The 26,407-nt window shown below is 71.2% G+C and carries 21 protein-coding genes; 15 read left to right on the top strand and 6 right to left on the bottom strand.

Annotation, left to right across the window (positions count from 1 at the left end; all coding sequences use genetic code 11):
* Nucleotides 1–91 precede the first annotated feature (91 nt).
* The 4 genes from E1291_RS10395 (at nt 92) to E1291_RS10380 (ending at nt 2,583) form a co-directional block, all read left to right on the top strand.
* Nucleotides 92–640 carry a CGNR zinc finger domain-containing protein gene (locus E1291_RS10395; protein WP_207400661.1) on the top strand — a complete coding sequence of 183 codons (549 nt, stop codon included), beginning with the start codon at nt 92–94 and terminating at the stop codon, nt 638–640.
* A gap of 103 nt (nt 641–743) precedes the next feature.
* Nucleotides 744–1,040: a hypothetical protein gene (locus E1291_RS10390; RefSeq protein WP_131737534.1), complete on the top strand. Its 297-nt coding sequence runs from the start codon at nt 744–746 to the stop codon at nt 1,038–1,040.
* Between the two features lie 41 nt (nt 1,041–1,081).
* Nucleotides 1,082–1,678, top strand: a complete 597-nt coding sequence (locus tag E1291_RS10385) for a hypothetical protein (protein ID WP_131737533.1) — start codon at nt 1,082–1,084, stop codon at nt 1,676–1,678.
* A 116-nt stretch (nt 1,679–1,794) separates the two neighbouring features.
* Nucleotides 1,795–2,583 (top strand): glutamate ABC transporter substrate-binding protein, encoded by a 789-nt coding sequence (locus E1291_RS10380; RefSeq protein ID WP_242614061.1) that lies wholly within the window; start codon nt 1,795–1,797, stop codon nt 2,581–2,583.
* Here E1291_RS10380 and E1291_RS10375 read toward each other — a convergent pair whose 3' ends face one another.
* Complete coding sequence (locus E1291_RS10375; protein ID WP_131737531.1) at nt 2,584–4,239, bottom strand: caspase, EACC1-associated type; 1,656 nt, start codon at nt 4,237–4,239, stop codon at nt 2,584–2,586. It abuts the gene before it with no gap.
* On the bottom strand, nt 4,236–4,580 hold the full coding sequence (locus E1291_RS10370) for an effector-associated constant component EACC1 (protein WP_131737530.1): 345 nt from the start codon (nt 4,578–4,580) through the stop codon (nt 4,236–4,238). The genes E1291_RS10375 and E1291_RS10370 overlap by 4 nt, the downstream gene beginning before the upstream one ends.
* 709 nt (nt 4,581–5,289) lie before the next feature.
* Between E1291_RS10370 and E1291_RS10365 the strand changes: the two genes are divergently transcribed.
* Both E1291_RS10365 and E1291_RS10360 read left to right on the top strand, forming a co-directional pair.
* On the top strand, nt 5,290–6,156 hold the full coding sequence (locus tag E1291_RS10365) for a Sco1979 family transcriptional regulator (protein WP_131737529.1): 867 nt from the start codon (nt 5,290–5,292) through the stop codon (nt 6,154–6,156).
* Nucleotides 6,157–6,243: 87 nt separating this feature from the next.
* A complete protein-coding gene (locus E1291_RS10360; RefSeq protein WP_242614060.1) occupies nt 6,244–8,214 on the top strand; it encodes an ABC1 kinase family protein in 1,971 nt (656 codons plus the stop codon).
* Here the strand turns inward: E1291_RS10360 and E1291_RS10355 are convergent.
* A complete protein-coding gene (locus E1291_RS10355; RefSeq protein WP_165495053.1) occupies nt 8,148–9,257 on the bottom strand; it encodes an MFS transporter in 1,110 nt (369 codons plus the stop codon). The two genes, E1291_RS10360 and E1291_RS10355, sit on opposite strands and share 67 nt — an antisense overlap.
* Nucleotides 9,258–9,418: 161 nt before the next feature.
* On the opposite strand from E1291_RS10355, the gene E1291_RS10350 reads away from it, so the two are divergent.
* Both E1291_RS10350 and E1291_RS10345 read left to right on the top strand, forming a co-directional pair.
* On the top strand, nt 9,419–10,042 hold the full coding sequence (locus E1291_RS10350; protein WP_165495052.1) for a pentapeptide repeat-containing protein: 624 nt from the start codon (nt 9,419–9,421) through the stop codon (nt 10,040–10,042).
* Nucleotides 10,043–10,089: 47 nt separating this feature from the next.
* Nucleotides 10,090–10,716, top strand: a complete 627-nt coding sequence (locus E1291_RS10345; protein ID WP_131737526.1) for an alpha-ketoglutarate-dependent dioxygenase AlkB — start codon at nt 10,090–10,092, stop codon at nt 10,714–10,716.
* Between the two features lie 1,011 nt (nt 10,717–11,727).
* Here the strand turns inward: E1291_RS10345 and E1291_RS10340 are convergent.
* Nucleotides 11,728–12,642 (bottom strand): LysR family transcriptional regulator, encoded by a 915-nt coding sequence (locus E1291_RS10340; RefSeq protein WP_131737525.1) that lies wholly within the window; start codon nt 12,640–12,642, stop codon nt 11,728–11,730.
* A gap of 173 nt (nt 12,643–12,815) precedes the next feature.
* Between E1291_RS10340 and E1291_RS10335 the strand changes: the two genes are divergently transcribed.
* Together E1291_RS10335 and E1291_RS10330 are read left to right on the top strand one after the other, a co-directional pair.
* Nucleotides 12,816–13,481 carry an SDR family NAD(P)-dependent oxidoreductase gene (locus tag E1291_RS10335; protein ID WP_131737524.1) on the top strand — a complete coding sequence of 222 codons (666 nt, stop codon included), beginning with the start codon at nt 12,816–12,818 and terminating at the stop codon, nt 13,479–13,481.
* A 28-nt stretch (nt 13,482–13,509) separates the two neighbouring features.
* Nucleotides 13,510–14,340, top strand: a complete 831-nt coding sequence (locus E1291_RS10330; RefSeq protein WP_131737523.1) for an NmrA family NAD(P)-binding protein — start codon at nt 13,510–13,512, stop codon at nt 14,338–14,340.
* Between the two features lie 50 nt (nt 14,341–14,390).
* Here the strand turns inward: E1291_RS10330 and E1291_RS10325 are convergent, their stop codons facing one another.
* A complete protein-coding gene (locus tag E1291_RS10325) occupies nt 14,391–15,866 on the bottom strand; it encodes an alpha/beta hydrolase (RefSeq protein ID WP_131737522.1) in 1,476 nt (491 codons plus the stop codon).
* A 532-nt stretch (nt 15,867–16,398) separates the two neighbouring features.
* Between E1291_RS10325 and E1291_RS10320 the strand changes: the two genes are divergently transcribed.
* The 5 genes from E1291_RS10320 to E1291_RS44910 all read left to right on the top strand — a co-directional run bounded on the left by E1291_RS10320 (nt 16,399) and on the right by E1291_RS44910 (nt 23,219).
* The gene (locus E1291_RS10320; protein WP_131737521.1) at nt 16,399–16,770 is read left to right on the top strand and encodes a DurN family substrate-assisted peptide maturase; all 372 of its coding nucleotides are present in this window, start codon (nt 16,399–16,401) and stop codon (nt 16,768–16,770) included.
* 23 nt (nt 16,771–16,793) lie between these two features.
* Nucleotides 16,794–17,036 (top strand): cinnamycin family lantibiotic, encoded by a 243-nt coding sequence (locus E1291_RS10315; RefSeq protein ID WP_131737520.1) that lies wholly within the window; start codon nt 16,794–16,796, stop codon nt 17,034–17,036.
* A gap of 225 nt (nt 17,037–17,261) precedes the next feature.
* The gene (locus E1291_RS10310; protein ID WP_131737519.1) at nt 17,262–20,489 is read left to right on the top strand and encodes a type 2 lanthipeptide synthetase LanM family protein; all 3,228 of its coding nucleotides are present in this window, start codon (nt 17,262–17,264) and stop codon (nt 20,487–20,489) included.
* On the top strand, nt 20,470–21,366 hold the full coding sequence (locus E1291_RS10305; protein ID WP_131737518.1) for a Nif11-like leader peptide family natural product precursor: 897 nt from the start codon (nt 20,470–20,472) through the stop codon (nt 21,364–21,366). Before E1291_RS10310 ends, E1291_RS10305 begins: the two co-directional genes overlap by 20 nt.
* Entirely contained in the window at nt 21,363–23,219 is a 1,857-nt protein-coding gene (locus E1291_RS44910; protein ID WP_306434456.1) for an ATP-binding cassette domain-containing protein, read from the top strand. The genes E1291_RS10305 and E1291_RS44910 overlap by 4 nt, the downstream gene beginning before the upstream one ends.
* Here the strand turns inward: E1291_RS44910 and E1291_RS10290 are convergent.
* Nucleotides 23,216–26,071 carry an FAD-binding and (Fe-S)-binding domain-containing protein gene (locus E1291_RS10290; RefSeq protein ID WP_207400660.1) on the bottom strand — a complete coding sequence of 952 codons (2,856 nt, stop codon included), beginning with the start codon at nt 26,069–26,071 and terminating at the stop codon, nt 23,216–23,218. The genes E1291_RS44910 and E1291_RS10290 overlap by 4 nt on opposite strands.
* Nucleotides 26,072–26,407: the final 336 nt, after the last annotated feature.

Genomic DNA, 26,407 nt, shown 5'->3' with positions numbered 1-26,407 from the left:
CCGTCGAGCCGCTACGCTAGTTACCATCTACATGCATTTAGCCCATCACAACAGATGAGAAGTTACTAGCGAAGTGAAAATAGCCTGTAACGTGACCGGCCAGGCGGCGCTGATCGCCGAGCTGGTGAACCTGGCGACACCGCACCGGCAGGGCGGCGCCGTCGTCGGCCGGCTCGCGCACGAGGAGCTCGTGGGGGCGTTCGCGACGAAGCTCGACGCGAACGCCCGCACCGCCCTGCACGCCGACCCGTCCGCCGGACCCCGACTGGCGGAACTGGCCACCGAGCTCCGCCGGGCACTGCTCGCCGCGGATCCGTCCATCACGGCCCGGCACGTCAACGCCATGATCCGCAAGTACGGAGCCCAACCCTACCTGCCGGAAGACGCGAATGGACCGTTCCATCTCAGTTTTCACGGCACGGCCGGTTCGGCGGTGGACACCCTGGCCGGCGGCCTCGCCACGACCCTGGCCCTGATCATGGACGGCTACGGCCCCGACCGCTTCGGCGAATGCCGCGCCCACCACTGCGACGCCGTCTACATCGACCTGACGCGCAACAACTCCCGCCGCTACTGCAGCATGGCCTGCACGTCCCGAGCCAAGACCGCCGCCTACAGAACCCGCCGCCACACCATCTGAAGGACGGCTGACCGATGGTGGTCGTTTCCGGGGCGCCGCGTTGCGCGAAGGACCAGGCTTGGTGCGGGCGAGGCAGCGTGCCCGTCCTGGGAGGTGGTGCAGGGTGTCGGAGAGTCAACCGGAAGCCGCGGTCGCGACGGAGTCCGAGAACTCGTGGCTGGGACGAGGGGTGGCGCTGTTCACTCCGGTGTTCGCCGTCTTCGCCGGCTGGCTCGCCGGGATCGTCGCTCAGCTCGTCCCCGGGGCGCACCTGGACGAGGCCCAGGTGACGACGTTCATGGTCGCGGCGATGACGGCCACGCTCGGCTCCGGTTGGAAGTGGTTGCAGGGCTGGCAGCAGCACGAGCGGCTCGTCGCCGAGGGCAAGGCGGCCCCGGTGAAGAGCGCTCCTCCGGCCTAGGACGCCTCCCTATCCTGGTCTTTTCAGGAGGGAGGCGGGCCATGCTGACCGCCGACGAGCTGCGCCGGCTACCGCCCGAGCAGCGGGCCGAGCTGCTGCGGACGCTGATCGCGCTCAGCGACCGGGACCCCCTGGACGAACCGCGCGTCCGCCGCCGGCGCGGCCTGGCCATCGCGATCCTGGTGGCCTGCTGCGCCTGGCTCATCCCGTGGACGGTCGTGCTGGCCTTCACACTTCCGGACAACTTCACCGCGGGCCAATGGAGCGCCACCTGGATCGGCTTCGACGTGGCCCTCACCGCGTCCCTCGGCTTCACCGCGTTCGCCATCTGGCGGCGCCTGCAGATGGCCGTCCTGGGCCAGCTCGTCACCGGGACGCTGCTGGTCTGCGACGCCTGGTTCGACGTCATGCTGTCGTGGGGCTCCAACGAGTTCGCCGTGAGCCTGCTGACCGCCCTGCTGGGCGAGCTGCCCCTGGCCGCACTGTCCTTCGCCGGCGCGCACCGGCTGATCATGATGACCGTGCACGCCCTCTGGGTGCGGGAAGGACGGATCGGTCCCGAGCCGCGCTTCTACCGGTTGCGCCTCTTCGCCGTCACGGAGAAACCCGGCGGCACCGCGTCATCAGACGTTCGATAAAGCGCGAGAGTTCCCCGCGGACCGCTGCCGGTCATGGTTCCCGCCGGTCTCCGAGCGTTCACCTCGCGGTCGCTTTGGGTTGGTAGCTGTGGCGCGTGAAGAGCACTTTCGTTCGCGTGGTCGCCGTGGCGAGCCTGGGTCTCACCGGGTGCACCGCCACTGCGACCGCGTCCGTTTCCGGCAAGAGCGCGATCGTCGTCGGCGTGAAAGCCGACCAACCCGGGCTCGGTTTCAAAGCGCAGGACGGCACATACAGCGGTTTCGAGGTCGATGTGGGCCGATATATCGCGGACCACATGGGCGCGTCCCGCGTCACCTTCAAGACGGTGACGTCCGACAACCGCGAGGATCTCCTGAGGAACCACACGGTCGACATCGTGCTGGCCTCGTACTCCATCACCCCGGACCGGGCAAGAGAAGTCACCTTCGGCGGCCCGTACTACGTCGCCCACCAGGACATCATGGTGCACCGCGACGAGACCCGGATCCGCAGCGTCCGCGACCTGACGGGCCGCACGATGTGCAAGGCGAGCGGCTCGGTCTCGACCGAACGCATCGTGGAGGGCCTCGGCATCAAGCCTCGTCTCGCTCCCGCCCCGTCCTACAGCGACTGCGTCGCCAAGCTCCTCGACGGAACGGTCGACGTCGTCTCCACCGGAGACCTCGTCCTGGCCGGCTTCGCCGCCCGCAACAGGTCGCGCGTCAAAATCCTCAACGCTCCCTTCACCGACGAGCCCTACGGCGTCGGCCTCCGCAACGGCGACATCGACGGCTGCGAAGGCGTCAACCGCGCCCTCACTCGCATGTACCAGGACGGCACCGCCATCCGCCTCCTCCAAAAATGGTTCGGCGCAAGCGGCATCACCCTGAACCCAGAAGTCCCCGAATACGAAGGCTGCTCCTGATCAGAAGAGAGCCTGCTCCGATTTGAGACGATGATGCTCCCGATGGTACCGAATATGCTCTAGCGAGATCTCATGACGGACGGTGAGGCTCCCCATCTCCTCGCCGTCCGTCTCGTCGATCACTCGGAAGTCATCTTCGATGGTGATCGAACCGAACTTGAACAGATCTCGATGGTTCGAGCACAGACACAACATGTTCTCCAGAGCATCGGGCCCCCGATGCGGAGCTTCCAAGCCACGTATGTAGACGGCCGAAGCAAAAGGCTGCCCACCCGGCGCCCGAAGAACCTCATCACAAATCTGACAACCAAACTCGTAACGAGCTTTAACCTCATCAGCATGCGCAGGAAGCGCATAAACACCAGGAGCCAGTCGTTCGAAGCGGCCAGGAGACAGCGGACGGCTCAACACCTGCTTGCTGGCGCCTGAACTGGGCATCCCAACACGCTCGAGTCGATAGAGGAGCACACTGGGGCCATCAACGCTTGGCTGGATCCAATAATCCGTGACGCGAAAGAGCCCATCATAGCTGTAGCCCACCTCGGGCGAGAAATCGCTATTGCCGCCAGATCCACGGATGACACGGACAGGGTTGCCTGTGGTCATGCTCTTGATGAGAGCAGCATTCCCCGTGTCTTCTGGCGACTGATCCTTGACCTGCTCGCCTGTTTCTCGGTCACGCCCACCGTGACCGGTGTAGATGATCGTGTCTCCGTAGTCCTTGTCGTCTTTGTAGCCACCGGAGACGACAATCGACTCGGCTCCACCCTTCTGGGCGGTACCACAGATCCCAGCTTGCAACGGCCGATGAATTCCAGCCCGGTGGAGATCCATACGGCTCTCGAAGGGAGTCCCCGGTTCAACACCGGGCACTTCTCCATAGAGATTCTTCCCATTGCCCTGCTTTGGAAGCTCCTTGGCACGGTTGCGAAACAACTTCAGGCTCGCGCCGTAGTCAACTTCTCTCCGCTGCGGCGCCGGGAGGTGCCCATCCTTAAGAACTTCTCGAACCCCCAAGAAGAGGTCATCCACCGAGAGATAGTCCTCACATTCCGGAATGCCGCTATTGACGAGATCAAAGAGGGCACCACTGAACGCCGTGTATCTATCCCCTGTCTTCGATGTCCGATTCCCCGCTGTCGAGGCCATGACGTAGACCCCAGACAGGGCAGCACTGTTAGCCACTCGTGCGGTCGGATCGTCATCAGCCATCAATCCGACGGCACGACCGCTGTAACAGCAATCCAGGATGACCAATGTGCGGCGCGCTCGACTTTCGCGCAACTCATTGCGAATGTGGTCGTAAGCGACTGACGTGTACATGCGCTTCGAATGCGAACCAGCGAGCGTAAGGTAAAGGTCACTGCCAGCGGAATGAACCAAGCCATGGCCAGCAAAGTAGACCAACAGAACGTCGGTCGCTTCTTCCGCAGCCTGAGCAATCGGATCAATCATTTCTGCTGGCGACTCCGGATTGGAGATAACCGCACAGTGCTCAGGGGGCAGTCCGCAGAGTCGAGGGCTGGTCAGTAGCCTGGTGAACTCCTCCAGGTTCTTGCCCACAGCCGGCAACTGCGGCAAGTGGGTATACTTGCTCGTCCCGATAAGGACAGCGCGTGACCTCAGCGGATCCGGAAGCGGTGTCTGCTGCGTCATCGCTCACCCTCGGCTGCCATCAACGCCCTAACAACCGCAGCCGGGTCGGCCCCGGTTATCGTGACGGTGACCCCATTCCGTTCAATAACGACCGTCGGCTCACGGCGCCGAGTACGCCACCACCCATTGATCGTGTCGATCACGGTAGGCAACTGCAGAGTGCTCGTCGTCAACAAAGAGATCACGTCGAGCGTGGTCCCCATCTCCCCCTCAGACGGCTCCTTGCTCTCCAGCGCCACCTGACTGTTCTGTCTGATATCAGGCTCATCCAGGAGCCAGCGATGGAGCGAGGACAGTTCCTCGTCTGCGAAGTCGCCGTCGATCTGGATCCTGATGGTCAACGTTGCCCCCTGATTCGTCCAGGCTCACGATCGTTGCAGACAGACCGACATGTCGGAATCTTCATGACGTATGACGTGCGAGCAAGCTGAACGGCTCCCGGGATCGAAGCTCGTGATCGACTCCCCTGCCGATCCACTGGGCGAGGGGAGGCGGCGACCGCTGCGGCGCAGAGTCGTGTCTGGATGTGCGCTGGTCGAGCGCCGAATCTCTACGGTTGCTCCATGTCCGAGCTCGTGCCCGGGGTATACGAGAAGATCGTCACAGCGGGGCTCCAGCAGGTGTTGCAGCGCGGCGAGCCCTCAAGATCGCTGGGGGTTCTCAAGCCAGCCTGACCACTCAGGTGAAGGCGGCCAGCCGGATCAGCGAGGCGATCACGACCGTGGTTGACGGTGCGGCAACCCCTGGTGAGCAAGTAGCCCCGAGCCACCATGTCCTCTTCGGACTCACTAAGGGTCGCCTACCGGACGAAAGGATCACGTTCCCGGAACGCCGGAGGGCTGGGGTCGGTGTCGCACCTGGTGCGGCTGATGGAGGGGCCGGGGCCTCATCGTCCTGCTGCTGTCGGCGGTGGTTGAACTCGTTGCGGGGTGGTGGGAGGGGGCCGGAATGTTGAGTGACATAGCTCTGGCGCGGGGTTTCCTGCGCGTCCGCGAGGGGCTGTGAGAGGCTCCGAGGGTCGTCGGGACGTACGGGACCCCTGGAGATCTTGTGCTGGACAGTCGACGGTCCGGGCCGACCGCGGTGCGCCTGCAGATCGGGGCGAGGCTGCGGCGGTTGCGGGAGGAGCAGGGCATCGGGCGGGCGCAGGCCGGGGCGGCGATCCGCGGGTCGGCGTCGAAGATGAGCCGGCTGGAGCTCGGCCGGCACGGGTTCAAGGTCCGGGACGTCTGCGATCTGCTCGACCTGTACGGGGTACGGGACGCGGCGGAGCGCGAGGGGCTGCTGGAGCTCGTCCGGCAGGCGAGGGAGCCCGGGTGGTGGCACGAGTACGGTGACGTGGTGCCGGGCTGGTTCGAGCACTACCTCGGGCTGGAGCAGTCGGCGACGTCGATCCGCTGCTATGAGGTGCAGTACGTGCCGGGGCTGCTGCAGACGCGGGACTACGCGCGGGCGGTCATCGGGCTGGAGCATCACGACGCGCTGTACTCGGGGCTCGACCGGCGGCTGACCGTCCGGATGCGGCGGCAGGAGGTGCTGCGGCGGACGCCCGGTGCGGCGAAGCTGTGGGCGGTCATCGACGAGGCGGCGCTGCGCCGTCCGATCGGCGGAGCCGCGACGATGCGGGGGCAGATCGAGCACCTGATCGGCGTCGCGGAGGGCATGGGCAACGTGCGCGTGCAGGTGCTGCCGTTCGCGGCGGGCGGCCATCTGGCGCTCGGCGGGCCGATCACGATCGTGCGGTTCGCGCCGGACGACCTGGACGACGTCATCTACCTGGAGCAGCTCACCGGGGCCCGCTATCCCGACAAGGACGAGGCGGCCCGCTACCAGCAGATCATGGACCTGCTGGCGGTGCGCGCGGCGCCTCCGGCGCGCACGATCGGCTTCCTGCGGGAGTTGCTGGCCGAGTTCTGAGGGCATCGCCCGGACGGGGGAGGCCGGCCACCGGTTTCTGTCCGAAGAGGGAGGTCACGGGCTTTTCAGGCTCCTAAGCTCGGCCCGGTGACCGCAACCACCCCCTCCACGGTCCTGGCCTTCGCGACGGGCACCGTGATCAACACGACCATCATGGCGTACGGCGCGCGCCGGCTGCTCGACACCCGGTTCCCCCTGTTCCGGACGATCATCGCCGGTGCCGTGGGGCAGGCGGCGGCGAGCCCGATCGTCACCGCGCTCATCCGCGGGCTGGACCGGCGCCACGACCTGACCGCCATCGCCTGGTTCGCCATGCTCGGGACGGCGTGCGCGCTGCTGGTCTCGATGACCGCGCTCGTGCTGGCGGAGGCGTTCGTTCCGACGGGCACGGTCCCCTCGCCGCTGTCCTGGTTCGGCAGCGTCCGGTCGCGGATCGCGCGCACCCGCCGGTACTGGCGGATCACGTTCATCTTCCTGCGCCGCGGCCTCGGCCCCTACCTGCGGGGACGCGCCAGGCGGGGGCCGGGCACGCCGGAGGGGCGGGCGCGGCTCGCACGGTCGTTGACCGCCGCGCTGGACGAGGGCGGTGTCGCGTTCGTGAAACTCGGCCAGGTGCTGTCGACGCGGCGGGACGTGCTGCCGCCGGAGTTCACGGCGGAGCTCGGACGGCTGCAGGACCGCGCGGCGCCCGTCCCGTGGGAGGAGATCGAGCGCGTGGTCCGGGCGGAGCTGGGCGCGCCGCCGGAGACGCTGTTCGCCGAGTTCGACAGGACGCCACTGGCCGCGGCGTCGATCGCTCAGGTGCACACGGCGCGGCTGCGGTCCGGGGAGGACGTCGTCGTGAAGATCCAGCGGCCGGGCATCCAGGCGGTCGTGGACCGCGACCTGGACATCGTCGGGCGGCTGGCCCGGTCGCTGCAGGATCGCGCGGCGTGGGCGCGCTCGTTCGGGGTGGTCGATCTCGCCGACGGGTTCGCGGCGGCGCTGCGCGAGGAGCTGGACTTCCGCGTCGAGACGCGGAACATGGCCTCGGTCGCGGCGGCGGCGACGGCGCGCGGGTCGGACGTCCTCGTCCCGCACCCCTACGAGGACCTGTGCACGGGGCGGGTCCTGGTCATGCAGCGGTTCTCGGGAACGGCGCTGAGCAAGGCGGGGCCGCTGATCGAGGCGCGCGGGATGGACCGCACCACCCTCGCGCACCTGTTGCTGGACACGGTGCTGCGGCAGATCGTCCTGGACGGGGTGTTCCACGCCGATCCGCATCCGGGGAACGTCATGCTGCTGGACGACGGGCGGCTCGGCCTCATCGACTTCGGTTCGGTCGGGCGGCTGGACACCGGGCTGCGGGCGTCGCTGCAGCGGATGCTGCTGGCGATGAACCGCGCCGACCCGATCGCGGTGGCGGACGCGTTCCTGGAGGTCGTGGCCCGTCCGGACGAGCTGGACGAGCAGGGGTTCGTGCGGGCGCTCGGCGCGTTCATGGCCCGGCACCTCGGCGCCGGGAACACCCCGGACATGGCGATGTTCACCGATCTGTTCCGGCTGGTGGCGCGGTACGACCTGGCGGTTCCGGCGGAGATCGCGGCGGTGTTCCGGGCGCTGGCCACGCTGGAGGGCGGGCTGACCGAGCTGGCGCCGGGCTTCGGCGTCGTCGCGCAGGCCCAGGCGTTCGGCGAGACCTACCTGCGCGAGCGGCTCGCGCCGGACTCGCTGCGGGACGCGGCGGCCGACGAGCTGACGGCGCTGCTGCCGGTGCTGCGCCGGCTGCCCCGCCGGGTGGACCGGATCACCGCGGCGGCGGAGGCGGGCCGGCTGACGCTGAACGTCCGGCTGTTCGGCGACGAGCGGGACCGGCGGACGGTGACGGGCCTGCTCCAGCAGGTGCTGCTGACGATCCTCGCCTCGACGGCGGGGATCATGGCGGTGATGATGCTCGGGCTGCGGGGCGGCCCGGCCATGACCGAGCAGGTGACGCTGTACCAGTTCTTCGGCTACTGCTTGTTCGTCGTGTGCTCGGTGCTGGCGCTGCGGGTCCTGGCGGTGATCTTCAGGCGCTGAGCGAGCCGTCCCGCGGCGAGGAGCGGCGGGACGGCGAGGAACACGGCCCCGCCGGTCGCGAGCGCGCCGCCGGTGAGCGCGGCCAGCGCGGGGACGGCGGGCTGGGCGACGCCCCAGGACATTCCGTGGAAGGCGAACCACCTCGGCCTGTCCTCCGCGGGGGCGAGGTCGGCGATCAGGGCGGGCCAGCGGCCCTGCAGGACGCTGTCGGCCGCCGCCCACGCGAGGTAGGCGGCGACGGTGAGCGGGACGGCCCGTCCGGCGGCCATCACGAGGGCGAGCGCGCCGAGGACGGCGCTCCCGGCGGCGAGGACGCGTTCGGTCCCGGCGCCGCGCAGAACGCGGCGGCCGAGGTGCCCGGTCACCGGCGCGAGGACGGCCGCGCAGGTCAGGACCAGGCCGGGCAGCCACGGCGGCGCCCCGCGCTCCAGCAGGACGAGCGGCGCGAACAAGAGCACGGCGAGCGTGCCGCAGGCGAACGCCGTACCCGCGGCCGTCAGCCGGACGAGCGGGCCGGGCGGCCGCCAGCGGTCGTCCCGTACCCGCCGCCGGAGGGGTTGACGTCCGGTGAACGCGGCCGCCACGCCCGCCGCGGCCAGGCAGGTCGCCCCGTCCACGACGATCAGCCAGCGGACGCCGAGCGGCAGCAGGACCGCGGCGAGGAGCCCTGCGGCGGCGCCCGCGGCCACCAGCGATGTGCCGAGCAGCCCGTAGACCGCGTCGCGCCGCGCGGCGTCGGTGTGCCGGGCCAGGGCCTCCTGCGTCGCGGGCTCGTACAGCTCGAAGGCCAGCCCTGCCAGCGCGGTCGCCGTGGTGATCTGGGCCGTCCCGCGCGCGGCGGCCAGCGCCAGCAGGGCCACCCCGGTCGCGGTCAGGCCGAGGACGATCACCGAGCGCGGGGCCATCCGGTCGAGCAGGACGCCGCCGGCCCGGCGCGAGACCAGCGCTGCACCGCCGAACACGGCGAGGACGAGGGCCGCCCGGCCGGCCCCGGCGAGCACCGCGAGGAACGGCAGCGCGAACGCACCCAGCTGGTTCAACACGCGCACGCAGAGGAGTGCTTTCACCTCCCGTGGTAAGTCCCCCATCGCCTGAGACCTTACGAACCGGGTCCGACACTTCAGTACGGTCAGGGTCCATGCCATCCAGCCGGACGACGAACCGAGCGAAACTCCCCAAAGCCCCGAAAGCCCCCAAGCCCCCCGTGTCGCCGAGGCGGGCGGAACTGCCCGAGCACGATCTCACCGACGACGGGCTCTACCGCGACCTGGTGTTCGGGCCCCTCGACCTCGCGGGCCGCGACGCGCGGGACGCCGAGTTCGAGCGCTGCGCGTTCGAGGGCACACTGCTGCCGTCCGCCGCGTTCGAGCGGGCCACGCTCTCCGACACCGCGTTCGACCGCTGCGACCTGGCGAACCTGCGGCTGGCGAACGCGCGCCTGTTCACGTCCACCGTCTCCGGGACGCGGCTGACCGGGGCCGCCTGCACCGACTGCGCGTTCCAGGACGTCGTGTTCGCGTCGTGCCGCGCCGATCTCACGGGCTTCCGGTTCAGCACGTTCACGCGCGTCATCTTCCGGGACTGCAACCTGGAGGGCGCCACGTTCCAGAACGCCGACCTGCGCGGCGTCCGGTTCGAGGACTGCCGCCTGGGTGGCGCCCAGTTCAGCGGCGCGACGGCGGCCGGTGCCCGCTTCTCCGGCTGCGACCTGCGCGGCGTCGGGGGCGCGCAAGGGCTGCGCGGCGCCGTCGTGGCTCCCGGAGACGCCGCGGGCCTGCTGGCCAGTCTTGCCGCGGAGTTCGACATCACCATCGAGGACGTCCCATGATTCAAACCCTTCGAACACATGTTTGACCCGGTGAGTACAATGGGGGCATGACCAGCGCTTTCCAGGGGTCGCTGCTGGACCTCACTGACGAGACCGCGCCGCGGCCCCTCGACGGCATGCGGCGGACACGGCTGGCGCACGGCGCGTGGATCGACGTCCTCCCCGGCTGGATGCCCGGGGCGGACGCACTGTTCGAACGGCTCCTCACCACCGTCCCCTGGCGGGCGGAGAGCCGCCGCATGTACGACCGCGTCGTGGACGTCCCGCGCCTGCTCGCGTTCTACAAGGAGGGCGAGACACTGCCCGACCCCGTCCTGGACGAGGCGCGGGCGGCTCTCAACGCGCACTACGCCGCCGAACTGGGCGAGCCGTTCGTCACCGCGGGCCTGTGCCTCTACCGCGACGGCCGAGACAGCGTCTCCTGGCACGGCGACCGGCACGGCCGCGGTGCCACGCAGGACACGATGGTCGCGATCCTGTCGGTCGGCGAGCCGCGGCCGCTGCTGCTGCGTCCCCGGAGCGGAGGGCCGACGCTCCGCCGTGAACTGGGCCACGGCGACCTCATCGTGATGGGCGGCAGCTGCCAGCGCACCTGGGAGCACGCGATCCCCAAGAGCACGCGCCCCGCCGGCCCGCGGATCAGCATCCAGTTCCGCCCCCACAACGTGCGCTGACCCGAACTCCCAAACGCGGAACGGACCCGAGAGGAGGGCACAGAACAGGCCGATACCGACCGTCCGCGAGCCACGACCAAGTGCGCCCCAGTCGGGTAGGACGCGAGCAAGCCGCCCTCCCGGACAACCAGGGAGCTGCCAACATCCGGCAGGATCAGCGCCCCGCCCACGCAGCGCAGATCGCAACACCCACCAGCACCCATCGCCAGATGGACCGGGCAGCGCCCCCCACCCTCGACACCTGACCAACCCACCGACGCTCCCAGCGTCCGACAGGAACAGCGGACAGCCAGACGGCGCAGGGTGCCAAGCCGAGCAGCACGGCCCGTCGCGATGCCTCCTCCCACCTCCAAGCGACCCACCCGGGCGACCCGGTCGGGGACGCGTGGCCAAGCCACCGACGCTCCCAGCGTTCGGCAAGAACAGCGGGAAGCCCGACGAGGCACGGCGCCAAGCCGAGCAGCACGGCCGGTCACGATGCCTCCCTCACCTCCAAGCGGCCCGGGCAGCGGGATGAGCGGATCGCCCCCAGACAATGCAGGGCGCGAAGCGGAGCAGCACGGTCGATCGCGATGTCTTCCACCTCCAGGCAACCCGGGCCGCGACCCAGCTCGCGACACGTGACCAAGCCACCGACGCTTCCGGCGTCCAGGATCAGCGCGCAGCCGGACGGCGCAGGGCACGAAACCGAGCAGTGCGGCCGGTCGCGATGTCTCCCTCCAGGCGGCCCGGGCGGCGGCTCGCGACGCGTGGCCAAGCAGTCGACGTTCCCGGCGTCCGGCACGACCAGCCAGCAGCCGGTCCGGGCAGGGCGTGAAGGCGAGCAGTGTGGCCGGTCACGATGTTTCCTCCTCCAGGCGGCCTGGGCGGTGGGTTGGCTCGCGACCGTGGCCAAGTCGCCTACGTGCCCTGCGGGCGGCCGGGCGGGGCAGGGGGTGGAGGCGAGCAGTGTGGTCCGTTGCCGGGTGGGTCGACGGGGCGGACCGGTTTGACGGAAGGGCGGAAGCGCGGTCAGGGGGTGGCTGGGGACGGGGTGCGGGGGCGGGGGTCGGGGAGCAGGGCGGAGAGGAGGTCTCGGATCGCGCTGCGGTGGTCGCCGGTTCGCCAGGCGAGGGCGAGGCGGCTCGGGGACAGGCCGGTGACGGGGATCGCGGTGATGCCCGGACGGCGGTAGATCGCGGCGTTCCCGGACGCCATCAGGACGACGCCGCTGCCGTCCTCCAGGGCCGCGAACGTCTCGTCGGCGTTGGCGACGGTGGCGCCGATCCGGGCGGGACGGCCGCCGCGTTCGTCCAGGCCGAGCCAGAAGTCGCGGAGCGGGCCCGCCTCCTCGGGTAGGGCGAGGAACGGCTCGTCCAGCAGCTCGTCGAACGCGACGGTCTCGCGGCCGGCCAGCGGATGGTCGTCGCGGACGGCGACCCAGCGGGGTTCCTCGGCGACCACCTGGAATGTGAACGCCTCCTGCCGCGGGATCGGCAGCCACACGAACGCGACGTCGACCTCGCCCTCGGCAAGCCCGGCGGTGGGGTCGTCCCAGTTGACCTGGCGGATCCGGACGGTCCAGGTGGGACGGCGCTCGGCGAAGCCCGCGCGCAGGTCCGCGAGCAGGCCGCGTCCAACGCTCGTGGACAGCCCGACCGTGAGGACGGACGCCTCCGCCGCGGCGGCGTCGCTGACGGTCCGCTGGGTCTCGTCCCAGGCCTGGAGCAGGTCACGGGCCCGCGGCAGCAGGGCGCGGCCCGCCTCGGTCAGCGCGACGGTGCGCCGGTCCCGGATGACCAGCCGCACCCGCAGGAGTTCCTCCAGCTGCTTGAGCTGCTTGCTGAGCGCGGGCTGGGAGATGAACAGCCGCTCGGCGGCGCGGGTGAAGCTGAGCTCCTCGGCGATCGCCACGAAGTACCGGAGGTCGCGCAGATGTACATCCACCCGCCCGAGGGTAATGCCCCTCCGCCCGGCCGGCGGTGGACGAATCCGCATCCGGGATCATCCGGCGCGCGCCGCCGGGCGCAAGTTTGAATAGCGGCCGGCTATCAGGCCGGGTATTGGACCTCCGCCGCCACACCACGCGATCATGCAGGTCAGGGCAAGAGGAGGGCGGCGTGACGATCTCGCTGGTGACGGGCGGCAACCGGGGCATCGGGCTGGAGGTCTGCCGGCAGTTGGCCGCACACGGCCATGAGGTGCTGCTCGGCGCGCGGTCGGCGGAGGCCGCCGAGCGCGCCGCGGCGGCCGCCGGCGCCACGCCCGTGCAACTGGACGTGACGTCGGCCGCCGACGTCGAGCGCCTCGCCGCGCAGGTGGGACGCCTGGACGTGCTGGTCAACAACGCGGCCCACACCTACGACACCTGGCAGCGGGCGTCCAACGCCGACCTCGGCGTCGTCCGGGACACGGCCGAGACCAACCTGTACGGGCCCTGGCGGCTCACGCAGGCGCTGCTGCCCGCGCTGCGCCGGAGCCGGCACCCGCGGATCGTCAACGTCTCCAGCGAGGCGGCCTCGCTGACGAACATGGGCGGCGGCACGCCCGCTTACACGGCCTCGAAGGTCGCGCTCAACGCGCTGACGCGGATGCTCGCCGCGGAGCTGCGCGCCGACGGCGTGCTCGTCAACGCCGTCTGCCCGGGCTGGGTCGCCACCGACATGGGCGGGCCCGGCGGACGGCCCGTCGCCGAGGGCGCGACGGGCGTGGTGTGGGCGGCGACCCTGCCCGACGACGGCCCGACCGGGGGGTTCTTCCGCGACGGCCGTCCCCTCCCCTGGTGAGAGTTCCGTAAATAGCGATGGAGGACAGATGATCCTGGTCACGGGTGCCACGGGCAACATCGGGTCGGAGCTCACCGGCGTCCTCGCCGGTGCCGGGGAGCCGGTGCGAGCGCTCGTCCGCGCCGTCCCGGGGCGGGCCGTGCCGGGGGTCGAGCACGTCACGGGCGACCTGAACGACCCGGCGTCGCTCGCCCCGGCGCTGAAGGGCGCGAGCGGCCTGTTCCTGCTGCCCGGCTACCGCGACATGCCAGGCATATTGGACGAGGCGCGCCGCGCCGGCGTCGGCCGCGTCGTCCTGCTGTCGGGCGGCTCGGCAGGCAGCGGCGACATGAGCAACGCGGTGAGCCGCTACATGGCCGCGTCGGAGCGCGCGGTCCGGGACTCGGGGCTGCCCTGGACGATCCTGCGACCGTGCGCGTTCATGTCGAACACGCTGCGCTGGCTGCCGAAGATGCGCGCGGGGGACACGCTCCGGCTGCCGTTCGCGGGCGTCCGCATCGCCGTCGTCGACCCCTACGACATCGCCGCCGTCGCGGCGCGGGCCCTGCTCGACGCCGGGCACGAGGGGCGGATCCACTCCCCGACCGGGCCGGAGCCGCTGCTGCCGGCCGACCAGGTCGCCGTCCTCGCCGACGTGCTCGGCCGGGACCTGCGGTTCGAGGCGCAGCCCGACGCCGAGGCGCACGCGGAGATGAGCGCGGCCATGCCCGCCGAGTACGTCGACGCGTTCTTCGACTTCTACGTGCGGGGCACGCTCGACGAGTCGGTGGTGCGCTCCACGGTGCGGGACGTCACCGGCGAGGCCCCGCGCACCTTCCGGCAGTGGGCCGAGGCGCATGCCGACGCGTTCCGTGTCTGACCCCGACCGGTGCGGCCCGGAAGTGGGCCGGGCCGCCCGGGGAGTGGGTGTCAGGCCGCGGGGCAGCGGGTGCCCTGGGCGGGACGCTCCAGCGAGATCAGGTAACGGTCGATCGTGTCCTGCATGCAGGGGCCGCGGTTGTAGCTGCCGTGGCCGGCCCCCTCATAGGTGAGGAGCGTTCCCGTCCGGCCTAGCTGACGGGCCACGTTCGTCGCCCACGCGTAGGACGACGCGGGGTCGTGCACGGCGTTCGCCAGCAGGATCGGGGCGCTGCCCCGGACGCGCAGCTTGTGCTGCGGGTTGCGGACGGGCTGTGGCCACCCCAGGCAGCTCGAAAGAGCCAGTACGGGACGTGAGTAGGTCATGTCCGGCGCGACCTTCGCGGCGCGGCGCATGAGCCGCGCGTACTCGTCGTAGTTCCGGACGGGCAGGCCCCAGTCGGAGCAGAACTGCGCGGTGAAGCTGTCGGTCGCCGTAGTGGGCGCCGGGCTGGTGGAGGTGGCGGACGGCCCGCTCGTGTTGGGGCTGGTCTTGTTCGGGCTGGTCTTGTTCAGGTCCGCGAGCTTCTGGGCCAGCTTCGCCCAGTCAGGGCCGTAGAACGCCTTGTACGCGGTCTGTACGAGGGCAAGCTCTGGTGTACCCGGCAGCTCTCCGCGTGCTGCGCGGGCTCGGAGGTCACGCCAGATGGCGCGGACATCCTGGCCGTAGAGAGCGCACTCCTTGTTCTTGGCGCACCATGCGACGAACTGGTCGAAGGAGTCCTGTGCGGCGGTCAGGTTGGTATTGAGGAACGACTTGGCGTCGCGCTGACTATGGTCGACGACGCTCTCCAGAACCATGGCTCGGATCCGCTTCGGGTACGTCTCGGCGTACATCTCGCCCAGCAGGGTGCCGTACGAGCTGCCGTGGAACGTGAGTTGGGTCTCGCCCAACGCGGCGCGGATCGCGTCCACGTCCCGGACGGTGCTGAGAGTGTCAGCGTGGTCGTAGATGGGGCCGGTACGGGAGCGGCAGTCGTTCCGTAGCCGCTCGTTGTGGTCGAGGGTCTTCTCAAAGTCCTCCTCGCTCGTCATCTGGGGTGACGGCGGCGGGTTGAGGAGCGCGGCATCGCAGGTCACCGGGTTGCTGCCACCGATTCCGCGAGGGTCGAAGCTGACGATGTCGAAGCGCTGCCGGATCCGCTCACCGAACCGGTCGATGCCGCCTTGCAGCCTGGTCACCCGCTGTACGCCCGAGTCGCCGGGACCACCGGGGCCGAACACGAGCGTCCCGATCCGGGACTGCTGGTCGGTGGCCTTGCGGCGGGCGATGGCGAGGCCGAACGTGGGGCCTTCCGGGTGCGTCCAGTCGACCGGCAGCCGAAGCGTCGCACACTCCGCCTTGCCGTCGTCCCCGCAGGACGTCCATGTGATCGGGGACGGCGCGGGCGCCGCGGCCGCGGGCGCCACCGGCGCGACCGTTCCGGCGAGGGCGAGGCCCGCGACGGCCACCGCCCCCCAGGCGGCCGGCCTGTGCTTGCGCAGCATGCAAAAGTCCTTTCCGTAATGGGAGTCGTACCGGGATTCACCCTTCGCGGGCGTTACCGGCCCCATGGGACCGAATCGCCCCCCTGGGACCGCAGATCACGCTAGGGCGGTCCTTGCGCTGGTGACAGGGTTCTCAGGGCAGGATCAGGGTGCGCTCAGGGGCGGCTCAGGGTCTCTGGACGCGCCCCGGGCCACGCCGGGCACCCCACCGCGGCGTAGTTGCCGTGACGCCGATAAGCACTGTCCGCAACGGAACAGAAATCCACCGCTCGCGTACACATGGCGTCCCTACAAAACAGGGCGCACTGTTCTTATCGGTCATTGAGATGTCACCCTTTGCCGGACTTAACCGATTGAGCCGCCTACTTTTGATCAATTGCCCGCCCCATACCTTTTTGCTATGGTCACCACGAGTGAATGTCCGGCTACAAATGGTTCGGCGACGTCTGCTCCCAGAACTTCGCCGAGCCGATTCTTCGACCTCGACGCAAAGCACGAGCCGGTCGAGCACGAAACACCAGGAGGGTGAGCCTTGAGATCCGGCCCGAAGCCGCTCAGCGACCTGACGAAGCACAAGGGCATCGAGACCGTCCGCCAGATTCAGAGCCTGATGGTCCTGTGCTCGGTACTGCCGCCGGACGGGAAGATGCGCGAGATGCTCAAGCTCGCCCTCGATGTCCGCAATGACGAGTTTCCGGCCGACATCGAGCCGATCCGCGACCTTCATCCTCAGGCCACCAAGACCTGGCTCGAGTTCTTCTGGACCCGGGTCGGCATATCCGCCGAGGAAAGAGAGTTGATCGACTGGCAGAACGACAAACCCGCCATGGACACCGCCGTCAAAGAACTGCAGAACGCCGAGCGACGGCTCGGCATCAGACTCGCTCCCCAGACGGTCGAGTGAAAACCACCAGATCAGGAGGAACAATGTCACCGAGCACCATTCTCCGCCACGCCACCGCCGACGCGGACTTCCGCGCCGAGCTCCTCACGAGGCAGGGACGCCTCGGCGTGCCCGCCACCGCCGTCCCCGCCACGGTGGCCCAGCAGGACCGCGCGTCCCTGGGCTACTGGACCGAGGGCATCGCGGCCGTCGACGCCTACGCCTGCGCGTCGACCTGTAGCTCCGGCCCGTTCACCTTCGCGTGCGACGGAAGCACGAAGAACTAGGACGGCCCAGCCGGAGAGCCCCGGCCCCTCGCCGGGCGAGCGGAACCACGGATGGGCCGAAGCCATCGGCCCATCACCCGCCTTTTCGGCACAGCCGAGACAACCTCCCCGAGACCCCCGCACCCGCGAGACCCCCGCCCGAGACCCCGAGACCCCCGTCCGAGACCCCCAGACCCGCGAGACCCCCCGAGACACAGCCGAGTCGCAGCCGAGGAGCCCGCCCGCGTGACGCCGACCCATCCCGTGCACCTCGCGGCCAGGGCCGCCACCCTGTCCGAACGGATCGAGATCGTGTCCGCCCTCGGCCCGCCCGACGTCGCGAAGCCGCCGGCGGACTTCGACGTCTGGCGGATCGCCCGGCTGGCCGCCAAGCTGGACGCCAAGACCGGCACCGAGACCGGCCCACGGCGGGCAACCGGCGAGTCGCTGGGCGAAGTCCTGCAGACCTACCTTGAGCACCAGAGCGGCCTCACCACCCCCGACAGCCCACTGGGCCGGATCCTGACCGATCTTCACGGCGACTGGCTGCCCGTCTACCAGGACGCGCTGGACGGGCTGGACCACGCGGGCGACGCGTCCGCGGGGGCGGACTGGTACGAGGACGACGTCTACTACGGCCGGCTCGCCATCGCCTGCGAGCCCTTCCTGATCGTCCTCGGCCGCCGGCTGGCCGGCGTGCTCGACGACGGGGCCGCGGCCGCGGTCCGCGTCGACCCCCGGCTGATCACCGACTTCCAGATCCACCTGCTCGACCGGTTCGAGCTGGCGCTGGCCTGGGCGGTGGAGACCGACGCGAGGGTGTACTGCCACGTCCACGACATCGACCCGGCGACCGCGACCCGCGAGGACTACCGCGCCTATCTCGACAAGACGTTCGCCGACGCCACCGCCTACCACCGCTTCTACATGGACTTCCCGCTCCTGGGCCGCTGGCTCTCCCAGGGCACGGCGCTGCTCGCCGAGCACGGCACCGAGATGATCACCCGGCTCCGGGACGACGCCGCCGAGGTGTCCGGGACGTTCTTCGAGCGGCCCGTCACGGCGGTGCGCACCGCGCGGCTCGGCCGCTCCGACCACCACGCCGGAGGCCGCAGCGTCGCGATCGTCGGCGTCGAGCTCGCGGACGGCGCGCACGAGTCCGTGGTCTACAAGCCCCGCGGCCTGGAGGGCGAGGCCGGTTTCCAGGGGCTGCTGGCACGGCTGCGCGACGACGGCGTCCTCGGTTACGCCGAGCGGGCCGTGCTGCCCAAGGACGGCTACGGCTACGAGGCGCTGATCCCGCCGGGACGCAACCGGGTCGCCTCCCGTGAGCAGGCCGAGCACGTCTACGCCGAGCTCGGCGGCTACCTGGCGATCTTCTACGTGCTCGGCGGCGGCGACCTGCACTTCGAGAACGTCCTCGTCGCCGACGGTCACGCCTTCATCTGCGACTGCGAGACCGTCCTCGGGACCCTGCCCAAGGGGTACCCCCGCCCGTCGGGCACCCTGATGGACTCGGTCTTCAAGACCGGCATGATCGAGTGGCCGAGGAGCGGCGCGGCGCCCGAGGGCGAGATGCGGCTCAGCGGGTACACCGGCGGCGGCGGTTACGAGATGCCGATGTCGGTACCGCAGGTCGACCGGCGGCAGTCGTTCGAGTCGTACGTCACCTACCGCGAAGGGGTGCGCGTCGACCCGGGGGCCGCCAACCGGGTGTTCATCGGCGCGGATCTGACGCACGCCGAGGACTTCGCCGACGCCATCGGCTCGGGCTTCGACCGGGTGTACCGATGGTTCCAGGAACGGCCCGACGCGGCGATCGCCTGCGTCACCGAGAACTTCGCCGGCGCGAAGGTCCGTTTCATCAACTGGAGCACCCAGGTCTACACGCAGCTGATCGCGGCGGCCCAGCATCCCCGGTGCCTGCTGGAACCGCTGGAGGCCGACCTGCTGTTCGCCGCCGTGCGCACCTTCCCGCGCAAGTGGGACCAGGACGCGGCCCTTCCCGAGTGGGAGCTGTCGTCGATGTGGCGCCTGGACATCCCGCTGTTCACCGTGGAGGCGGGCGCTACCGGGCTCGTCCACGACCACGAGTCCGAAGTCGAGGCGGATCTGGAGACGAGCCCGCTCGCCCACGCCGCCTCCCGGATCAGGGGGCTGTCCTCCCAGAACCGCGCCCAGCAGCGCCAGTACATCGCCGCCGGGTTGTCCGGCGGCGATGTCACCAGCGCCGACTTCGCCGCCACGTGCGTCGAGCAGGCCGCCGGGCTCGGGGAACTGCTCTGCGCGATGCTCCGCGAGCCGGACGCGCCCGCCCCGTGGACCTCCTTCATGATCACCCGCACCGGGCGGAAGGAGGTCGACATCGAGGCCGACCTCTACAACGGCTCGGGCGGCATCGCCCTGTTCCTGGCCTACCTCGACGCCCTCGCTCCGTCGCCGGGCTTCCACACGGCCGCGCGGCGGGCGCTGGAGCACGCCACCGCCACGGTCGACCGCGGGCGCATCGGCGCCTTCAGCGGGCTCGGCGGCATGATCTACATCCTCACGCACCTGTACCGCCTGTGGGGCGAGCGCGCGCTGCTCGACCGCGCCCTCGACCTGAGCGACGAGCTGACCGGGCGCATCGACCGCGACGATCACCTGGACGTCTTCCACGGCGTGGCCGGGCTCATCCCGGTGCTGATCGGGCTGGCCGAGGCCGCGGACGGCCGGGGCCTGGAGCAGGCGCACCGGTGCGCGGCGCATCTGCTGCGCCGCGCGGAGGCCGTCGGCGACGCGCTCTCCTGGCCCGGCTCCGACCTCGGCGCCGCCGGGGCCAACCTGACCGGGCTGTCGCACGGGGCGGGCGGTGTCGGCTGGGCACTGATCGCGCTGGGCCGGCTCACCGACCGTCCCGAGTACGTCTCGGCCGGGCGGCGGGCCTTCGCCTACGAGTCCCTCCACTTCGACCAGAGCGCGCGGGACTGGTACGACCTGCGCGAGTTCCCCGGCGGCACGCTCTGGCAGGGACGCCACTACGCCAACGCCTGGTGCAACGGCAGCGCGGGGATCGGGCTGAGCCGCGTCCAGAGCTGGGCCCTGCTCGGCAAGGACGACGACGCGCTGTTGACCGAGGCGAGACAGGCGCTGACGGCGACGATGCGCAACTTCCCGCGCCTGATGAACGACTCCCTGTGCCACGGCCGGTCGGGGAACGCCGAACTGTTCCTGCGGTTCGCGCTGCTCGCGGACGAGCCGGCGTTCCGTCTCGAGGCCAACGTCCAGGTACAGGCGCAGTGGCGCAACATCGAGGACGCCCCGCTCGCGTCCGCCCAGGGCTTCTTCCCCGGGCTGATGCTCGGCCTGTCCGGTTTCGGGATGCATTTCCTGCGACTGGCCCATCCGGAGCGGGTCCCCTCGGCGCTGCTCCTGGACCCACCGCCCGGTCTCCACCCGAGGAGTGATCTGAACCATGTCCGTCGAGTCCTGTAGCGCCTTCCTGCGGGCCGCCCTCGCCGACACCCGGATCAGGCAGCAGATGAAGGCCATGACCGCGGTCCCGGAGATGATCCGCCTCGGCCGGGTGCACGGTTACCTCTTCGACGGCCGGGATCTGGCGGTCGCGTCCGCAGCGCCGGACCTCGCCGCGGCGGCGCCGGAGCTCGCGGTGCGGCCGGCGCCGCCCGCGGCCGAGCCCGCGGCGTTCTACCACTACGAGTACGACATGGACCGGCTCCCCGGATTCGCCGACGTCATCGCCGAGCTGCCCGCGTTGAAGATCAAGCCGTCCACGGTCGACCTCGGGCGTTTCGACGACCGGTTCCGCGCGGAGGACCTGCACTCCACCTCGCTGGCCCCGGGCAGCGCGGAGTACCAGGCGTGGCGGACCGCGCCGGGCGCCCCGGCGGACCCGGGGCACAGGCGCGACTTCCACCTCATCAACCTGGACGACCACGTCGACCACGAGGGCTACGACGCCTACTACGCGGCCAAGGCACGGCTGGTCACCGCGCTGGAGAAGGTCTTCGGCGGAGAGGTCAGGCTGTCCGGCAGCATGTGGTACCCGCCGTCGAGCTACCGGTTGTGGCACACCAACGAGGACCAGCCCGGCTGGCGGATGTACCTGATCGACGTCGACGAGGACTTCTCCGACCCCGAGCACACCTCCTTCTTCCGGTACCAGCACCCCGAGACCCGCGAACTTGTCACCTTGCCGGAGCGGCCCAGGATGGCGCGGTTCTTCAAGGTCGAGCAGGACCCCGAGCGCCTGTTCTGGCACTGCATCGTCAACCCGACGACACGGCACCGGTGGAGCTTCGGCTGCGCCGTCCCCGACACCTGGGCCGACGCCCTCGCGGGACGGTCGTGAGCGTCCGGCCGGGCACCGCCACCACGCCCGCCGAGCCCACCCGGACGACGCCCGCGATCACGGCGACCGGCCTGCGCAAGCGGTACCCCGGCGCGAGCGCGGACGCGGTGGCCGGGGTCGACCTCACGATCGCGCCCGGCGAGAGCTTCGGCTTCCTCGGGCCCAACGGGGCGGGCAAGACCACCACGATCGCGATGCTGTGCACGCTGGCGGTGCCCACGTCCGGCCGGGTCGAGATCGCCGGCCACGACACGCGCACGGACGCCGCGGCGGCGCGCCGCCGGATCGGGCTGATCTTCCAGGAGTCCACCCTGGACGACCGGCTGACCGCGGCCGAGAACCTCCGGTTCCACGCCGACCTGTACAACGTCCCGGCCGCGCGGGTCCCGGCGAGGATCGAGGAGACGCTCGCGCTGGTCGGGCTGACCGCCTGCCGCGACCGGATGGTGCACACCTTCTCCGGCGGCATGCGCCGCCGCCTGGAGATCGCCCGCGCGCTGCTGCACCGTCCGCAGATCCTTTTCCTGGACGAGCCGACCATCGGGCTCGACCCGAACGCGCGCGCCCAGGTCTGGCACCACCTGCGGCACGTGTGCCGGAACGAGGCGGTCACCCTCTTCCTGACCACGCACCATCTCGAAGAGGCCGAGCACTGCGACCGCATCGCGATCATCGACGCGGGCCGGATCGTCGTGCAGGGCGCCCCGGCCGAGCTCAAGTCGGTGCTCGGCGCCGACCGGGTGGACCTGCGCACCGGCGACGACGCGGCGGCGGCGCTGCTGATCGGCGAGCGGCTCGGGCTGGACGTCGCCCGTGGCGGCCGGGGCCTGTGCTTCCACGTGCCCGACGGCGCGCGGGTGCTGCCCCGGCTGCTCACCGAGCTCGACGTCCCCGTGTACGAGGCGCGTGTCACCTCGCCCACCCTGGACGACGTCTTCCTGCACCACACCGGGCACCGGATCCGCGACGAGGCGGCACCGGAGCGCACCGGCGTCCCGGCCGCCGCGTCCCACGCGGTCCGAGCCCCGGCGCATGAGCCCGGCCGGGGCGGGCCGCGCGCGGAACTGCGCGCCATGGGGATGGTGTGGCGGCGCGAGATGCTGCACTTCAGGCGGGATCACCTCGGGGCGGCCATCTCCCTGATCCAGCCCCTGGTGTTCCTGTTCATCCTCGGCATCGGCCTGGCGAACCTGATGCCCGGCGCCAACGGCGGCGGCTACCAGCTCTTCCTGTTCTCCGGGGCGCTGGTGACGGCCGCGCAGGGCCCCGCGCTCGCCACCGGCACCTCGATCATGTGGGACCGGCAGGGCGGGTTCCTGCGCGAGATGCTCGCGGGCCCCGCCGGCCGCGGCTCGCTGCTGGTCGGCAAGTGCCTGGGCGGGACGACGGTCGCCACCAGCCAGGGTTGCATTCTGCTCACCACCGGCGGGCTGGTCGGCGTCCCGCTCGACGGCCTCCTGCTCGCGCTGCTGCTGGGCGAGCTGGTCCTGATCTCGCTGACCATGACCATCCTGAGCGTCCTGCTGTCCACCCTCATCCGCCGCCCGCAGACCTTCGGAACGGTCCTGACCGTCATCATGGCGCCGCTGGTGTTCCTGTCCGGCTCGTTCTTCCCGCTGAGCGCGATGCCCGCGTGGATGGCGGGGGCGGCGCTGGCCAACCCGCTGACCTATGCGGTGGACGTCATGCATCGCACCATCGCCGTCTTCCTGCCGGACGCCCCGTCCGGGCTGTTCCGGCCGCTGAGCATGGGGGGATGGCAACCGCCGGTGCTTCTCGAATGCGGCCTGATGGCCGCGCTCACGGTGGGCGGCCTGATCTGGGCCGCCCGCCGCTTCTCCCGCCTCGCCTAGGAGGAACGGGGCAGGGCCCGCTGAAGTACTTGCGCGAGATGGAGCGCGCGCCGCCCCGTCCCCTGCTCGATCTGTGTCCGGCAGGAGAAGCCGTCGGCGAGGATCAGTGCCCCGTCCGCGGCGCGCACCTTCGGATACAGCTCGCGTTCGGCGCAGCCCTGCGAGACCTCCCAGTGGCCGGGCGTGTAACCGAAGTCGCCCGCGAGACCACAGCACCCGGCCTCGACCACGTCGGTGCGCACACCGAGCCGCTTCAGGACGGCGAGGTCCGGCGCGTAGGAGCCCTTCGCCTCCTGGTGGCAGTGGGGCTGCGCGACGGCCGGAGCGTCCAGCGTCCCGAACGGCCAGTCACCGCCGTGCCCGGCGACCAGCTCGGCCAGCGTGACGGTGAGCTCCGCGAGCCGCGCCGCGCCCGGGTCGTCCGGGAGCAGCTCGGGCGCCTCGTCCCGCAGCATCACCGTGCAGGACGGTTCGAGCCCGACGATCGGGAACCCCGCGTCGAGCGCCGGCCGCAGCACGGCGAGGGTGCGCCGCAGGACGCGCCGCGCGGTGCCGAGCTGGCCGGTGGAGTGCCAGGTCAGCCCGCAGCACACGCGGCCCGGCGGGACGAGCACCCGGTACCCGAGCGCGTCCAGGACCTCGACCGCCGCCAGGCCCGCCTCGGGCGCGTGGTGCTCGGTGAAGGTGTCCGGCCAGAGCACGACCGTCCCGGCACGCCCGTACCGCGCCCCACCCCGCCCGGAGCGCCCGGAGCGCCCGGAGCGGAGCGTGCGGCGCAGCGTCCGGTCCGCGAAGCGGATCATCGGGCGGCGCGGCTCGACGCCCGCCGCGCGCTTCACCGCCGCCGCGAGGGGTTTCCGCGCCAGCACCGCGTTGACCAGCCGGGACGCCCTGGGGACGGCGGTACCGAGACGCGACCACAGCGGCAGCCAGCCCAGCGAGTAGTGCGCCATCGGGCGGCGCCGTCCGGCATAGTGCCGGGAGAGGAATTCCGCTTTATAAGTCGCCATGTCGACATTCACTGGACATTCGCTCGCGCACGCCTTGCACGACAGGCACAGGTCGAGCGCGTCGCGCGCCTCCCGCGACCGCCACCCACCCGGAAGCTCGCCCCGCAGCATCTCCGCCAGCACGCGGGCCCGGCCGCGGGTGGAGTGCACCTCGTCTTGCGTCACCTTGAACGACGGGCACATGGACCCGGTGTCCAGGGTGCGGCACGCGCCGATGCCCACGCACCGGTGCACGGCCGCGGCGAGCGAACCGCCGTCCCGCGACAGCGCGTGGACGGGCGTGACGGCCAGAGCCTCGCGCCCCGGACCCGGACGTATCCCGAGGTCCAGCGGCTCGGGGTCGACGATGACGCCGGGGTTCATTCGCCGCTCGGGGTCGAAGGCCGCCTTGAAGGCCGCGAACGCGCGCAGCAGGTCCGGCGAGTACATCCGCGCGAGCAGCTCCGACCGGGCGCGCCCGTCGCCGTGCTCGCCCGAGACCGTTCCGCCGTGCGCGAGGACGAGCCCGGCCGCGCTCTCGATGAAGGCCCGGTACCCCGCGACGCCGCGCGGCTCGGCCAGCGCGAAGTCCACGCGCAGGTGCAGGCAGCCCTCCCCGAAGTGCCCGAACGGCACGCCGCGCAGCCCGTGCGCCTCCATCAGCCCGTAGAGCTCGCGCAGGTACGGGGCGAGCCGGTCCGGCGGGACGGCCGAGTCCTCCCAGCCCGGCCACGCCTCGCCGCCGTCCGGCAGCCGGGTCACGATCCCGGCGCCGGCCTCGCGGATCCGCCACAGCGCCCGCATCCGTTCCGGGTCGTCCACCACGGTGCGGACCGTTCCCGGCACCCGCGCCTGGACGGCCCCGGCCAGCGTGTGCGCGGCGTCCCGCGCCGCCGTCGCGGAGTCGCCGCCGACCTCGCAGTACAGCCAGCCGCCGCCCGGCGGCAGATCCGCTCCCGCGCCGGCCCGGCCCGGCCGCGAGCGCAGCGCGGCCAGCAGGTCCGCGGCCATGCCCTCGACGGTCAACGCGCCCGCCCGGACGGCGACCGGCGCCGCCTCCGCCGCGTCGAACACGTCCGCGAACCCCAGCACGACCAGCGCGCGCGCCTTCGGGAGGGGCACGAGCCGGACGGTGGCCTCGGTGACGAATCCGCACGTCCCCTCGGAGCCGACGAGGGCCTTCGCGACGTCGAAGCCGTTCTCGGGCAGCAGGTGATGCAGCCCATAGCCGGACACCTGGCGTCCGAATCGTCCCAGCTCGGTGCGAAGCGGACCCAGGTGCGCGTCGCGGATGCGGGTCAGCTCCGCGTCCAGCGCGCCGTCACCCGACGTCCCGCGCCTTGCGATCACCTCGCGCCCGTCCGGCAGCAGCACCCGCAGCGCCACGACGTTCGCGGCCGTGGTGCCCCACGCCACGCTGTGCGCCCCGCACGCGTTGTTGCCGATCATCCCGCCGAGGGTGCAGCGCGCATGGGTGGACGGGTCGGGCCCGAACGTCAGCGCGTACGGGGCGGCGGCCGCGCGCAGGTCGTCCAGGATCGCGCCCGGCTCGACGACGGCGGTGCGCGCCTCGGGGTCGAGGGACCGGATCCGGTTCAGGTGCCGGGAGGTATCGACGACCACGCCGGAGCCGATCGCGTTCCCGGCGACCGAGGTGCCGCCGCCGCGCGCGGTCACCGGCAGCCCCTCCGCGGCGGCCAGCGCCAGGACCCGCGCGAGCTCCCCGGTGGAGCGCGGCTCGGCCACGGCGGCGGGGACCCGCCTGTAGAGGGAGGCGTCGGAGGAGTAGGCGGCCCGCGCGGTCAGGTCGGTGCGGAACACCCCGGGAAGCGCGGCGTCCAGCCGGCGAGCGTGATCGGCCACGGTTCCAGCGTAGGCAAGCACGCGACAGGCGACGCGACCAGGGCCACCATCACCGACACAACCGCCGGCGCGGGCAGGGACGGCGGCGCAGGCAGGGGGGCATCGCGGGTGCGAGCGCGATCTTGGGCGTGGGGGCTTGGTGGGTGGGCGCGGCGTCTTGGGGCGGGGAGGGAGGCGGGGTGTCGCGGGGGGCGGGTCGGTGGGCCGGGTGTCGCCGGTCCTTCCGCCCGTCACGGATCGGGGCGTTTCCATGACGGGCGAGGGCGGGTCTGTCCCCCCGCGTTCCCTCATTGTCACAAGTCGCCGAAAACGCATCATTCATCGCGCGTTCTCTGA

Origin of the sequence: Actinomadura roseirufa (genome assembly GCF_900659635.1) — a bacterium.
Lineage (GTDB): Bacteria > Actinomycetota > Actinomycetes > Streptosporangiales > Streptosporangiaceae > Spirillospora > Spirillospora roseirufa.
This window is presented reverse-complemented; position numbering and strand designations above follow the sequence as displayed.